The sequence below is a fragment of the Gelatiniphilus marinus genome (genome assembly GCF_042684345.1).
In the GTDB taxonomy this organism is placed as follows: domain Bacteria; phylum Bacteroidota; class Bacteroidia; order Flavobacteriales; family Flavobacteriaceae; genus Gelatiniphilus; species Gelatiniphilus marinus.
Window position 1 is genome coordinate 210,809 of the sequence record NZ_JBHULK010000005.1, and the last position, 13,783, is coordinate 224,591.

Consider the following 13,783-nt stretch of genomic DNA (forward strand, 5'->3'; position numbering starts at 1 on the left):
ACACATGAGGTGAAAAAGAGATTAAGAATTTATAAAACGAATTAAAAATTAAAACACGACCATTAAAAAGCCCCTCCTTTGAAGGGGTTGGGGAGGCTTTATGAAAGTAACAGAACACATAAAAAAAGCAAACGGGAAAACCTTGTTTTCGTTCGAGATTATTCCGCCAAAAAAAGGAAAGAACATTCAGGAATTGTATAATAACATAGATCCGCTAATGGAGTTTAATCCGCCTTTTATTGATGTAACCACCTCGCGCGAAGAGTTTGTTTACATTGAAAAAGAAGGCTTGTTCGATAGAAAAATTACCAGAATGCGCCCCGGTACCTTGGGTATATGTGCCGCCATAAAGCACAAGTACAATGTAGATACGGTACCGCACGTGCTGTGTGGTGGGTTTACCAAAGAAGAAACCGAGTATTTGTTGGTAGATTGCCATTATTTGGGCATTAACAACGTGATGGCGTTGCGTGGCGATGCCATGAAAGGCGAGCAGTATTTTAAGGCTACAAAAGGCGGGCATGCTTATGCTACGCAATTGGTAAATCAAATCAAGGATTTAAACTCCGGAAAGTATTTGCATGGTGTTTTGGATGTTGATGATAAAGCCGATTTTTGTATTGGCGTTGCCGGTTATCCGGAAAAACATTTGGAAGCGCCATCAATGAAAAGCGATTTAAAACGCTTAAAAGAAAAGGTGGATGCCGGAGCAGATTATGTGGTAACGCAAATGTTTTTTGATAATAATAAATATTTTGAGTTTGTTGAAGCCGCTAAAAAAGCAGGGATTAACGTGCCCATTATTCCGGGAATTAAACCTATTGCCGTAAACCGCCATTTGCAATTATTGCCACAGGTTTTTAAAATAGACTTACCCGAAACCTTAATTCATGAGGTTGAAAAGTGCAAAGACAATAAACAAGTGCGTCAAGTGGGCGTGGAGTGGTGCATACAACAATCTAAAGAGTTGTTGGACGCCGGTGTTCCTGTGCTGCACTACTACTCCATGGGAAAAAGCGATAATATAAAAGCCATTGCATCGGCGTTGTTTTAATAATTAAACTATTTTTGTCGCATAAAACCTACTTTATGCGGCAACTAATTTTATGTGTTTTCTGTTTAGCTTTTAGCTTTTCTTTTTCGCAAGATAAAACGCATAACTCGTATATAGATTTATCTTATTTTAAAGGCAACATTGCCTTGCATAACAACGATATCCTTCATTTAATTAAAGGCCGTCCCGAAGGTTATATTTTAAGTTGGAATAAAAAAACCTATGGTTTTAACGCTTGGGAACAGCGTTATAACTACCCCGATTATGGGGTGTCTTTTGCCTATCAAAATTTAAAAAATGATGTTTTGGGCGAGGTGTCGGCATTGTTTGCCCATTATAATTTTTATTTTTTAAAGCGGAAGTTGATGCTGCGTATTGGGCAAGGTTTGGCTTTTACCACCAATCCGTACGATAAAGCAAATAATTTTAGAAATATTGCTTTCGGCTCAAAACTCATGAGTAGTACATATATAATGCTCAATTATAAAAAGGAACGGCTTATTGATAGGTTTGGGTTGCAAGCGGGTTTGTCGCTTATTCACTATTCCAACGCCAATGTAAAAGCACCCAATACCAGTATTAATTCCTTGACCTTTAATTTGGGTGTTACTTATAATTTGGATGAAGAAACCCTCGAATATCAGAATACGTTAGATGAAAATGATAACAAATTTACCCAACCCATAAAGTATAATATTGCCTTTAGAAGCGGTATTAATGAAAGCGATGTGGTGGGAAGTGGGCAGTTTCCGTTTTATATTTTTTCTGGTTATGCCGATAAAAGGCTAAACCGAAAAAGCGCCATTCAATTGGGAACCGATGTGTTTTTCTCCAACTTCTTAAAAGAACTTATCCATTTTAAAAGCGTGTCGTTTCCAGAGGAAAATGTTGCAGGCGATGAAGATTATAAACGCGTTGGCGTTTTTGCAGGACACGAGTTGTTTATCAATAAAACCTCATTAATAACCCAATTGGGATATTACGTATATTACCCCTTTGATTTTGAAGGGAAAACCTATTTTAGGGTTGGTTTAAAACGTTATATAAATGATAAATGGTTTGGGGCTTTAACCTTAAAATCGCACGGTGCCAAAGCCGAAGCTGTAGAATTTGGAATAGGAGTAAGGTTATGAAAGTATTGTCATTCCTGCGAATCCCGATAGTCATCGGGAAGGAGTCTTTTAAATTGAAACTATAACATAAAGTGAATTCCTGTCTTCCTTAACTAGTCTCCGTAAATTCTAGCGCTCGAATTCCTGTCGGATGCCATCAACGTATCTGCTTTCTCGTGGTAAAATAAGCGCGCTCACACTTATTTAAGCATATTTAAGATTATAAAAAAATCTCGCAATAACTGATTTTTATCATATTACACCAATTTTAAACAGGCTAGTTTTGTTTAAAATTATTTCTTACAAAAATTGAAGCAACCTTTTGGGTGTTTTTGCATCTAATGAGTATAACCTTAAAAAAATAAAAAAATCATGAAAAAGTTAATTTTAATGTTGGCGGCAAGTGTTTTTTTACTGGGCTGTAGTGATAAAGATATTGAAAACCAAGAAAGTACAGGGACATGGAAAGGTGTATTCTTTGATCATATATCAAATATCGATATTCATGACCCACAGTTTAACTATACTTTAATAATTGATAGCTTAAACAATGTAAATGTTATTTTACCATCAGAAGGTGTAGAGGAGAAAGTTATATCGATTGAGATTTTAAACGATTCTGAAATGGATATAACTTGGGTTGTCAATAATAAAACCCGAGTAGTTAGTACGGGCTATAGCTATAATAACCAAAATGAGTTAGTAATAGACAAGTTTAATTATACTGTAGCAACCATCCCATTTCCAAATAATTTAACCTCTGCAAAATTTATTAAAGAAACTCACTTAAACAATAAATAACTATGAAAAGGTCTTTATGCTTAATTATATTCATAATGCTAGCCCTAATTGGGTTTAGCCAGAATTCCGATTATTACTACTATAAATCTAAAAAAGTAAATTTATATAAGTCAAATTCACGTCATTACATTTTAACAAATAAGAATAAAAGTGGAAGTGCAGTAGTTGAAAAACTATCACAGGATAATTTTATCTTGGAAAAAATGCATCCAAACAAAGTACGTAATTCATTTTTTAATCGTGAAAAAAATACTAATGATGGTAATTGGGCAATAGTTAAAGGAAATATTAGTCTAAAAGATTATGATTGGATAACATATAAAGCTCCTTTTTATTATACAAAAGATAGTGTTGAGGTTGGTTTATCACATTTATTTTATGTAAAATTAAAAAAGAAACAAGACTTAACAGTTTTAAAGGAATTTGCCGAAAGAAAAAAGGTTGAAATTATTGGTCAAAATGATTTTATGCCTTTATGGTTTACTCTAGCTTGTTCATAAGAGTCAGATGGGAATGCCTTGCAAATGGCTAACTATTTTTTTGAGACAGGTAAATTTTCGGCTTCAGAGCCAGATCTTCTTGCAGATGATTTAACTAACAACCCTAATTATCCAGACCAATGGGGTTTAAATAATACGGGACAAAATAACGGTACTGTTGGGATTGATATTAATGCCCCTGAAGCTTGGAATATCACACTGGGTCAGCAAAATGTGGTTGTCGCAGTTATTGATCATGGAATAGAATTGAACCACCCAGATTTGTTAAATATATCACCGTTAAGTTTTGATACTGAATCTAACTCTTCTCCTAGTTTAGTGTTAGGTAATCATGGAACAGCTTGTGCAGGTATAATTGGAGCATCTGATAACTTAATAGGTAGCATTGGAGTTGCACCAAATTGTACCTTGATGTCGATAAGTAACGAGTTACTACTAAATATCAATGTGAGGCAGGAGCTTGCAAATGGTATAAATTTTGCGTGGCAGAATGGAGCTAGTATTATTAGTAATTCATGGAGTCATGTAGGATTACAAGGGGCATTTATAGATGACGCTATTACTGCAGCACTTACTCAAGGTAGAAACGGTTTAGGTTGTATCGTAGTTTTTTCATCTGGTAATAACAACGGCAATGTAGGCTATCCCGCAAATTCAAATCCTGATATTTTAGCTGTTGGAGCTATGAGTCAATGTGGAGAGCGAAAAAGCCCTACCTCTTGTGACACAGAGGATGAGTGGGGCAGTAACTTCGGTACTGAACTTGATATCGTTGCACCTGGAGTTTTAATACCCACAACCGATAGGCAAGGTAATAATGGCTATAACCCTAATGAACCATTACATACAAATGCAGGAGGAAATTTAGTTGCAACAGATTATATCGACCGAGATTACACGAGATGGTTTAATGGTACTTCTTCTGCTTGTCCTCATGTTGCAGGAGTTGCAGCTCTAGTATTATCAGTTAACCCAAGCCTTACTGGATTAGAAGTAAGAAATATTATTGAACGTACAGCACAAAAAGTTGGTGGTTATAATTATAGTACTACTGGGGGAAGACCAAATGGGACATGGGATGATGAGATGGGATATGGTTTGGTAGATGCAAATGCAGCTGTGCAGATGGCTATAAATATAAATGGGCCAGATTTAGTGTGTAGCTTTCCAAATTCAACATTTTCTATGAGTAACGTTGATTTGTCAGTAACTTGGCAAGTATCATCCAATCTACAAATTTTAAGTAGTACAACTAATTCGGTTACTGTAAAACCAAAATATAGCTCAGGCAGTACAGGTTGGGTTAGAGCAAATTTTAGTACAGGATATTCTATAACCAGAAATGTTCAAGTAAACAACCCAACTCTAACCAATAACGACGTTTTTGTTCGCGATAGCTATTATAACAATTTAAGCGGTAGTGGTACTTATTCCGATCCATATTTAATTTGCAATGGAGGAGAAGAGCACGTTATCAATATGGATTCAAACAACGTTAACAGTATAAATTATACCACGATACCAAGTGGTTGGACATCGTATTCCTACGGTGTTTACGAAATTGCCTTTACGCCCAATAACATGAATTACGGTAATACTTACGCCATAGATGTAGATTATGCCGGAGCTTGTGGCAATAGTGTACATACCATGTATTTTAAAAAAGATGATTATTGCTTTAGTGGCTATTTTAAAGTAGTACCAAACTCAATAACATCTACAGAGCTTACTATTTTAAAGAAGGGTAATAACGAAACAAAAGCTTTTAATGCCAATTACGAAGTTGAATTTTTGCTGTTTAACGATATGGGCGTACAATTAAAATCAAAAAAAGGCCTAACCAATAAAAAGAATTATAGTTTAAACATTCCCAACTTAAAAAACGGCATTTACTATTTATAAGGTAATAACAGAAAAACATACCGAAGTACACAGAATACTTGTAGATCGTTAAAAGTTACTGTACATAGGTAATGTGGTCAAAAATTATTAATCAAAAAAAGCGAGCTACTTAACAAAAGGTAGCTCGCTTTTATATTTTGTGCTAATTCTTATTTAAAGCTCCAATGCTTTTTTAACATCGTTATCCATTAATAATTCAATGGGGTTTTCTAAAGCTTCTTTTACGGCCACTAAAAACCCGACAGATTCTTTACCATCAATAATTCTGTGGTCGTAAGATAGTGCCACATACATAATGGGGCGAATTTCAACCTTGCCATCAATAGCAACTGGTCGTTCAACAATATTGTGCATACCTAAAATACCACTTTGCGGCGGATTGATTATTGGTGTTGATAGCATACTACCAAACACACCACCGTTTGAAATGGTAAATGTGCCACCCGTCATTTCATCTACTGTAATTTGCCCATCGCGAGCTCGAATAGCTAATCGTTTTACTTCGGCTTCAACACCTCTAAAACTCAAATTTTCTACATTTCGCATTACAGGAACCATAAGCCCTTTAGGTCCAGAAACCGCAATACTAATATCGCAAAAATCATAAGAAATCATTTCTTTGCCATCAATCATGGAGTTTACTGCTGGGTACATTTTTAAAGCTCTAACAACTGCTAAAGTAAAAAAGCTCATAAACCCTAAACCAACACCGTGTTTTGTTTTAAAGGTTTCTTTGTATTCTGAACGTAATGCAAAAATTGGCGACATATCCACTTCGTTAAACGTGGTTAACATCGCTGTTGTATTTTTAGCTTCCACTAAGCGTTCTGCGACTTTACGGCGCAGCATAGACATTTTACTTCTTGAAGTCCCTCGGCTTCCTCCTGTTGGTGTACCCATACTTGGCACAGCATTTACAGCATCTTGTTTAGTAACACGACCATCTTTTCCTGTTCCAGAAATTAAAGCGGCATCCATTCCTTTTTCGGCTAAAATCTTTTTTGCTGCAGGACTTGCAGTTCCTGTGGCGTATGTTTTATTTTCAGCAACTGATTCTTTTGTAGTTTCAGTTTTTGGCGCTTCCTCCTTTTTTTCTTCTTTTACAGCATCACCACCTTCTGGTTTTTCTGCACTCGTATCAATTAAGCATACTACGGCTCCAACGGCAACGGCATCACCTTCTTCTGCTTTTAGCGTAATGGTTCCGCTGGCTTCAGCTGGTAATTCAAGGGTGGCTTTATCGCTATCAACCTCGGCAATGGCTTGGTCTTTTTCTACATAATCGCCATCTTCAACTAGCCATGTTGCTATTTCTACTTCGGTTATAGATTCACCGGGTGATGGTACTTTCATTTCTAAAATCATGCTCTATAATTTTAATTTTGTATGAGTTTTTTAAACAGGTGTTTTTAATTTTCAATATTGAAAACAGCGTTTATAACGCGCTGTTGCCTTCTTTTATCTCGGGTACTAGATCCTGGTGCGGGTACGGAATTGTAGGGTCTGGATGCGACTTCTAATTTTACCAAATCCATGTGTTGCATTATATGGCTCCAGGCGCCCATGTTCTGAGGTTCTTCTTGAGCCCAAACATAATTTTCTACGTTTGGATAACGGTTAATGATTTGCTGAATTTTATCGAGGTGTAGCGGGAATAGCTGCTCTATTCTTACTAATGCCACATCTTCGTTATTTAATTTTTCTCTTTCAGCCAATAAATCGTAATAGAATTTACCGGTACAGAACACTAATTTTTTTATGTTTTTAGGGTTTGCCGAATCGTCTATAACTTCTTGAAACGAGTCGTTTGCCAATGCTTTTATAGATGAAACCGCTTTGGGGTGGCGTAACAGGCTTTTTGGCGTGAAAACGATTAATGGTTTTCTAAAGTCCCGTTTCATTTGACGGCGCAACAAATGGAAAAAATTTGATGGTGTTGTACAATTGGCTACCACCATATTGTGATCGCCGCAGAGTTGCAAATAGCGTTCTATTCTTGCTGAAGAGTGCTCGGACCCTTGCCCTTCGTATCCGTGTGGCAACAGTACAACTATGCCGTTTTGAACCTTCCATTTATCTTCGGCTACCGATAAGTACTGATCGAAAATAATTTGGGCGCCATTGCTAAAGTCTCCAAATTGTGCTTCCCAAATGGTTAGGGTGTTTGGGTTGGCCATGGCATAACCGTAATCGAAACCTAACACAGCATATTCAGACAACAAGGAGTTATAAATATCCATACTGCCCTTGTTATTTGGATTTATGTTTAGAAGGTTAATTCGTTCTTCAGAAATCTCATCCCTTAAAATTGCATGGCGATGGCTAAAGGTACCGCGTTCTACATCCTGCCCTGAAATGCGCACATTAAAACCTTCTTCCATTAAACTGCCATAAGCTAAGGTTTCTGCCATGCCCCAATCGAGCGTATCGGTTTCGAAAACCATTTTTGCCCGACCTTGTAAAATACGTTCGGCTTTACGTAAAAACTTAACGCCTTCTGGAACAGTTGAAACAACTTTTGATATATGTTCTAACTTTTCTTTAGGGTAATTTGTGTTAACCGTTTCAAGCATGGCCTCTAATCCTTGACGTTTAAAGGCGACCCAGCGTTCTTGCATAAACTCTCTTACCTTGGAAGATTCCGCTTGTCTGGATTTTTCGTATTCGGTTTCTAAAGTATGTTTAAAGTCTGAAACGATTTCATTTAAATACGCTTTATCAATAGTGTTTTCTGCAATAAGTTTCTCTGAATATATCTTAAAGGGGTTTTTGTGCTTGGCTATGTTTTTGTATAAATTAGGTTGTGTAAAACGGGGTTCGTCGCCTTCGTTGTGCCCGTATTTTCTATAGCCTAACAGGTCTATATATACATCTTTTTTGTAGCGCATTCTGTACTCTAAAGCCATTTCTACGGCGTGCACAACGGCCTCTGCATCGTCGGCATTTACGTGCAAAACGGGAGATAGTGTTACTTTTGCAATATCAGTACAGTAGGTGCTAGAGCGTGCATCGAGATAATTGGTTGTAAAGCCTATTTGGTTGTTTACCACAATGTGCACGGTACCCCCTGTTTTGTAACCGTTAAGTTGGCTCATTTGGGCTATTTCGTAAACAATGCCCTGTCCTGCAATGGCGGCATCGCCATGAACAACTATGGGGATTATTTTAGAGTCGTCTCCTTGATAATCCGAGTCGATTTTTGCTCTGGTAATGCCTTCTGCAACTGATGCCACGGTTTCTAAATGCGATGGATTTGGCACCAAGTTCATCTTTATGTTTTTACCGTTTTGATAGGTTTTATCGAGTGTTAAACCTAAATGGTATTTTACATCGCCATCAATATTTTCGTCCTCAAAATCTTTACCATCAAACTCGCTAAAAAGCTCTCTAAGTGGCTTTCTAAAAATATTAACAAGGGTGTTTAAACGCCCACGATGGGCCATACCTAAAACACACTCTTTAACACCGTATTTTTCTACGGCGTAAAACAGTACGTTGCTTAAAGCTGGTATTAAAGACTCGCCACCTTCTAACGAAAAACGCTTTTGCCCAACGTATTTGGTTTGCAAAAAGTTCTCGAAAGAAACAGCTTGATTTAGTTTTTTAAGAATATATTTTTTTGTGTCTGACGAAAAATTGGATTGATTTTGGTTTTCATTTAATTGATTTTGCCACCAATCAATCACCTCAGGATTACGCAAATACATATATTCTACACCTATAGATCTGCAGTAAACACTTTCTAAGTGAGCAATTATTTGGCGTAAGGTTTTGGCACCAATACCTATATTCTCTCCAGCGTTAAAAACCGTATCTAAATCATTTTCAGACAAATCGAAATTCTTAAGATCTAGCGTTGGCGAGTAGGTACGGCGTGCTCTTACGGGGTTTGTTTTGGTAAATAAGTGCCCGCGCATTCTGTAGCCATCTATAAGCCTAACCACCTGAAATTCTTTTTTTAGCTGTTCGGGTACATGGGGAGGAATACATACTAAATCTTCAAAAGAGCTATCGGTTTGTGTATCTAAACCATAATTCTCGGTGCCAAAATCGTAACCCTGAAAAAAGGCCCGCCAACTTGGTTCTACGGCATCTGGGTTTTGTAAGTATTGATCGTATAAATCAGCAAAATATGCTGTATGTGCTGCGTTTAAAAATGAAAATTTATCCATTATTATATTTAATACCGTGTAGATCCATTAAAATATTTCTCAAAAATACAATTTTTACTAAAATTAAAGGTTTCTTTTAATATATTTATAAACAATCGTTAATCTTTTAAATATATACATTTGCATTACATAGTTTATTTTGTTTCTTCTAATTCTTCATGCTAATAGAAATCTTTATAAATTAAACAAACTATCTTATTTTTTTGTTTTTGTAACTGCAAACATTGTATTTGCCCAAGAACGCCCCGTACTTTTTAAACCAAGTTAGGTTTGGCGCTGGCATTGGTTTAAACTATGGCTATGGTTGCTTTTGTGGCACTGTTGTTCCAAGAGCTGTTTACATATTTGATAAGGCTTTTGCTATTGCCAAGGGCTTAATACTACATTTAATAAAAAAAGTTTGCAAACATACTATTTTGGGCGGTTGCCTAATTGGACTTTTTAAAGCTGTAAACGAGCTACGGATTTTTGTAGAGATTGAAGGACTACATGTAAAACAAAACCTTAGTATTAATTTAGGCTTGAACAAATATGATTATTGTATTCCTGCTTTATTTTTTTAGAGCTGGAAACAGAATTGGCCATATAACTTTTGGCATTAAATACGATATGCTGTATGATGCTGATAGAAGTATTTATGCCAATGCCTGGGCTTCTTTTGTAAGATTTTACTTTTAATGCTAGAAATCGAATTAAAGCACTAAACGCTTTGCCTTTTTTTATTTTATTTTTATCATTAAAACTTATCGCATATTTTTTTTTAAAAAACTGAAAAACAAAGTTTTACAATCGTTTTTTTTTCTAAAAAAAATTAATTTGAAATTAAAAAAGACCATTTTGTCCTAAATATGATATTTATCATGTTTTTCCCCCTTGTTTGGTTGTAATTTAGTTGCTTGAATTGGGTATAAGTAATATATACATAACTAATTATGCTAATTTCATTTTATAGATTTAATAAAAACTAAAATTAACAGATGAAAACAACACTAAAATTAATGACCATTTTATTTGTAACGCTACTTTTTAGCTGCGGAGGCAAAGAAGAAAAAAAGAAAGAAACCCCTTCTTTTAAGAAAAAGGCAACAACCGAAACTAAGGCAACAGCACCAAAAGCCGAAAAAGTTCCAGCATCTAAAACCATAGATTTAACCAATAAAGGTGTAGGCCCCATTAAGTCTATAACATTAGGTGCAGAAATAGACCAAAAAATGGTAGCTCATGGTGCAGATGTATTTAAAAAAATGTGTGCCGCTTGCCACAGGCCAGATAAAAAATTTATAGGGCCAGCCCCAAAAGGAATTTTAGAACGCAGAACCCCAGAATGGGTAATGAATATGATTTTAGATCCAGAGGGCATGGTAAAAAACGATCCTCTGGCTAAAGACTTATTAATAGAGTTTAATGGCTCGCCAATGGCAAATCAAAATTTATCTGAAGAAGATGCTAGAGCTGTGTTAGAATATTTTAGGACATTATAATAATCAATTTAACTAAAACAATATCCGATGAAAACTATTAAACTACTGTTTTTTGTTTTTGCCTCTGTAGCATTAATTTGCTCCTGTAAAAACGAAACTAAAGACGCCTCTACGACCTCTACAGTTAAAACAACTGAAAACGAATCGGTAGAAAGATCAGGGCAAGCTTTTATTGAAGATGATGGGTCTTCACCTAATGTATTACAAATAGCAATAGGCTCTAAAGACCACACAACTTTGGTTGCTGCAGTGCAAGCTGCGCAATTAGAAAATGCTTTAGTAAATGCAGGTCCTTTAATGGTATTTGCACCAACAAATGAAGCGTTTGCAGCTTTGCCAGAAGGCACTGTTGAAAACTTATTAAAACCAGAAAACAAAGATGCTTTAGCAAATATTTTAAAGTATCATGTAACGCCCGGAAACTATTCTAAAGACTTTTTAAAGAAGTTTAAAAAACTAGGACAAGCAAACAACACCGATGTGAAAATAGAAGTTATTGATGGAGAACCCATAATTGGAGGAGCAAAAATACTGGCAAGTGTTAAAGCTGGCAATGGAATTGTTCACGTCATAAACAAAGTTTTATTACCACCAACTGAATAATTTAACTAATTAAAATAACGTAATAATGAAAAAAATATTAACATCAACTATTGTAATTGTAGCGCTTCTTGTCGCATTTACAAGTTGTAATAACTCAGGCAAGTCTAGTAAAAATGGTGCATTATCTAGCAACAACGCAGAAAAAGTGTATGTGGCACCTGGAGAACACGATTCTCATTACGCATTTATCTCTGGAGGATATAGTGGTAACCTAACCGTTTACGGCTTACCTTCTGGCAGAATGTTTAAAGAAATTCCGGTATTCTCACAATTTCCAACAAACGGTTACGGGTATTCTGAAGAATCTAAACCCATGCTAGAAACCTCTTATGGTTTTATACCATGGGACGATTCGCATCACCCAGACATTTCTCAAACTAATGGAGAATTAGATGGGCGTTGGATTTTTATTAACGGAAACAATACACCCCGTATTGCTAGAGTTGGATTAAGATCTTTTGAAACAGAAGAAATTATTGAAGTTCCAAATAGTGCAGGAAACCACAGTTCGTCTTTTATCACAGAAAACACAGAATATGTAGTAGCAGGAACACGTTTTTCTGTACCGGTTCCTCAAAGAGATATGCCTATTAAAGACTATAAAGGGAATTTTAAAGGCGCTTTAACTTTTATCTCTGTAGATCCAGAACACGGACACATGGATATTAAATTCCAGGTTCTAATGCCAGGTTTTAACTACGATTTATCGCACCCTGGACGCGGAAAATCTCACGGATGGTTTTTCTTTACAACCTATAATACCGAAGAAGCAAGTACTTTGCTAGAGGTTAATGCATCTCAAAACGACAAAGATTTTATTGCAGCAATTAACTGGAAAAAAATTGAAGAATATGTAAATAATGGTGGTGGTACCATGATGCCAGCAAATTATGCACATAACTTACTTGATGAAGCTACACATACTACAACATCTACCATGAAAAAGGAAGTACGTGTTATAAACCCTTCTGAGGTTCCCGGAGCTATATATTTACTGCCAACACCAAAATCGCCCCATGGTTGCGATGTCGATCCTTCTGGAGAGTATATTGTGGGCAATGGTAAATTATCAGCTAACTTAACGGTACATTCATTTACTAAAATGCTAGATGCTATTGAGAATGAAAAATTTGCTGGTGAGGCTTACGGTATTCCAATTTTAAATTTCGAAGATGTTTTAGCAGGTTCGGTAGAACAACCCGGTTTAGGCCCTTTACATACCGAGTTTGATGGTCAAGGAAATGCTTATACAACCTTCTTTATCTCTTCTGAAGTTGTAAAATGGAAATTAGGCACTTGGGAAGTTATTGATAGAAAACCAACGTATTACTCGGTTGGCCACTTAACCATTCCTGGAGGAAACTCCAGAAAACCTTTTGGTAAATACATGTTCGCCATGAACAAAATTACTAAAGACCGTTATTTGCCAGTTGGTCCAGAAATGGAACACTCAGCACAATTATATGATATTTCTGGAGATAAAATGGAATTGCTTTTAGATTTTCCAACACATGGAGAACCACATTATGCAGCAGCTATTCCAGCAGAAATAATTAAAGAAAACACACTAAAATTTTATAAACTAGCCGATAATAAACACCCGCGCAAAGCTACAAATGATGATGAAACTAAAGTGGTTAGAGAGGGTAAAAATGTGCATGTTTACATGACCATGATACGTAGCCATTTCTCGCCAGATAATATAGAAGGTGTAAAAGTAGGAGACAAAGTATTCTTCCACATTACAAACTTAGAACAAGATTTTGATGTACCGCACGGATTCGCTGTAATTGGTGCTAATAATGCGGAGTTATTAATAGCTCCAGGGCAAACCAGAACCTTAACATGGGAACCAAAACAAGTTGGTGTTTGGCCATTCTATTGTACAGATTTCTGTTCGGCGTTACACCAAGAAATGCAAGGATACATTAGGGTTTCTCCCGCAAATAGCAACATACCGCTAAAATGGTCGATGGGAGAAGATATTGAATAAAATCAGCACTGGTTTAAACTTGGATTTGTATAAATTAATTTTGTATATCCGTTTAATGTCCATTAGCTGTAATGCTAGCAATAACGAGCCTATCAAAGATTCGTTCGCCAAAATATCTTCGATTAAGCTTATAAACAAACTCATTGAGGTAAAGTTGCAGGTACT

General features: G+C 36.1%; 11 protein-coding genes and 1 pseudogene. 9 read left to right on the forward strand and 3 right to left on the reverse strand.

The window, feature by feature from the left end:
• Positions 1 to 100 precede the first annotated feature (100 nt).
• From metF to ACFSQS_RS12905, 5 genes are all read left to right on the forward strand, one after another.
• On the forward strand, positions 101 to 1,054 hold the full coding sequence (gene metF, locus ACFSQS_RS12885) for a methylenetetrahydrofolate reductase [NAD(P)H] (protein ID WP_388019603.1): 954 nt from the start codon (positions 101 to 103) through the stop codon (positions 1,052 to 1,054).
• 35 nt (positions 1,055 to 1,089) lie between these two features.
• The gene (locus tag ACFSQS_RS12890) at positions 1,090 to 2,187 is read left to right on the forward strand and encodes an acyloxyacyl hydrolase (protein WP_388019606.1); all 1,098 of its coding nucleotides are present in this window, start codon (positions 1,090 to 1,092) and stop codon (positions 2,185 to 2,187) included.
• Between the two features lie 351 nt (positions 2,188 to 2,538).
• Positions 2,539 to 2,967 (forward strand): hypothetical protein, encoded by a 429-nt coding sequence (locus tag ACFSQS_RS12895; protein ID WP_388019609.1) that lies wholly within the window; start codon positions 2,539 to 2,541, stop codon positions 2,965 to 2,967.
• A gap of 35 nt (positions 2,968 to 3,002) precedes the next feature.
• Positions 3,003 to 3,467, forward strand: coding sequence for a hypothetical protein (locus tag ACFSQS_RS12900; RefSeq protein ID WP_388019612.1), 465 nt, complete (start codon positions 3,003 to 3,005; stop codon positions 3,465 to 3,467).
• Between the two features lie 24 nt (positions 3,468 to 3,491).
• Complete coding sequence (locus tag ACFSQS_RS12905) at positions 3,492 to 5,369, forward strand: S8 family serine peptidase (RefSeq protein WP_388019615.1); 1,878 nt, start codon at positions 3,492 to 3,494, stop codon at positions 5,367 to 5,369.
• Positions 5,370 to 5,522: 153 nt separating this feature from the next.
• Here ACFSQS_RS12905 and odhB read toward each other — a convergent pair whose 3' ends face one another.
• Together odhB and ACFSQS_RS12915 are read right to left on the reverse strand one after the other, a co-directional pair.
• A complete protein-coding gene (gene odhB / locus ACFSQS_RS12910) occupies positions 5,523 to 6,734 on the reverse strand; it encodes a 2-oxoglutarate dehydrogenase complex dihydrolipoyllysine-residue succinyltransferase (protein WP_388019618.1) in 1,212 nt (403 codons plus the stop codon).
• 44 nt (positions 6,735 to 6,778) lie between these two features.
• Positions 6,779 to 9,541, reverse strand: a complete 2,763-nt coding sequence (locus ACFSQS_RS12915; RefSeq protein WP_388019621.1) for a 2-oxoglutarate dehydrogenase E1 component — start codon at positions 9,539 to 9,541, stop codon at positions 6,779 to 6,781.
• A 230-nt stretch (positions 9,542 to 9,771) separates the two neighbouring features.
• Here ACFSQS_RS12915 and ACFSQS_RS12920 point away from each other — a divergent pair, with 230 nt between their 5' ends.
• From ACFSQS_RS12920 to nosZ, 4 genes are all read left to right on the forward strand, one after another.
• Positions 9,772 to 10,104, forward strand: coding sequence for a hypothetical protein (locus ACFSQS_RS12920; RefSeq protein ID WP_388019624.1), 333 nt, complete (start codon positions 9,772 to 9,774; stop codon positions 10,102 to 10,104).
• 414 nt (positions 10,105 to 10,518) lie between these two features.
• Positions 10,519 to 11,022 carry a c-type cytochrome gene (locus ACFSQS_RS12925; RefSeq protein WP_388019627.1) on the forward strand — a complete coding sequence of 168 codons (504 nt, stop codon included), beginning with the start codon at positions 10,519 to 10,521 and terminating at the stop codon, positions 11,020 to 11,022.
• Between the two features lie 27 nt (positions 11,023 to 11,049).
• Positions 11,050 to 11,625: a fasciclin domain-containing protein gene (locus tag ACFSQS_RS12930; protein ID WP_388019630.1), complete on the forward strand. Its 576-nt coding sequence runs from the start codon at positions 11,050 to 11,052 to the stop codon at positions 11,623 to 11,625.
• 25 nt (positions 11,626 to 11,650) lie between these two features.
• Positions 11,651 to 13,618, forward strand: a complete 1,968-nt coding sequence (nosZ, locus tag ACFSQS_RS12935) for a Sec-dependent nitrous-oxide reductase (RefSeq protein ID WP_388019638.1) — start codon at positions 11,651 to 11,653, stop codon at positions 13,616 to 13,618.
• 52 nt (positions 13,619 to 13,670) lie between these two features.
• On the opposite strand, the pseudogene ACFSQS_RS12940 reads toward nosZ, so the two are convergent.
• A pseudogene (locus ACFSQS_RS12940) lies at positions 13,671 to 13,783 on the reverse strand (IS1595 family transposase); the annotation flags it as partial.

What these genes read in the sequence shown, in the direction of transcription:
- nosZ (WP_388019638.1), top strand. Translation starts at nt 11,651, where the DNA reads ATGAAAAAAATATTAACATCAACTATTGTAATTGTAGCGCTTCTTGTC.
- ACFSQS_RS12925 (WP_388019627.1), top strand. Translation starts at nt 10,519, where the DNA reads ATGAAAACAACACTAAAATTAATGACCATTTTATTTGTAACGCTACTT.
- metF (WP_388019603.1), top strand. Translation starts at nt 101, where the DNA reads ATGAAAGTAACAGAACACATAAAAAAAGCAAACGGGAAAACCTTGTTT.
- ACFSQS_RS12930 (WP_388019630.1), top strand. Translation starts at nt 11,050, where the DNA reads ATGAAAACTATTAAACTACTGTTTTTTGTTTTTGCCTCTGTAGCATTA.
- ACFSQS_RS12915 (WP_388019621.1), bottom strand. Translation starts at nt 9,541, where the DNA reads ATGGATAAATTTTCATTTTTAAACGCAGCACATACAGCATATTTTGCT.
- ACFSQS_RS12900 (WP_388019612.1), top strand. Translation starts at nt 3,003, where the DNA reads ATGCTAGCCCTAATTGGGTTTAGCCAGAATTCCGATTATTACTACTAT.
- ACFSQS_RS12895 (WP_388019609.1), top strand. Translation starts at nt 2,539, where the DNA reads ATGAAAAAGTTAATTTTAATGTTGGCGGCAAGTGTTTTTTTACTGGGC.
- ACFSQS_RS12890 (WP_388019606.1), top strand. Translation starts at nt 1,090, where the DNA reads ATGCGGCAACTAATTTTATGTGTTTTCTGTTTAGCTTTTAGCTTTTCT.
- ACFSQS_RS12905 (WP_388019615.1), top strand. Translation starts at nt 3,492, where the DNA reads ATGGCTAACTATTTTTTTGAGACAGGTAAATTTTCGGCTTCAGAGCCA.
- odhB (WP_388019618.1), bottom strand. Translation starts at nt 6,734, where the DNA reads ATGATTTTAGAAATGAAAGTACCATCACCCGGTGAATCTATAACCGAA.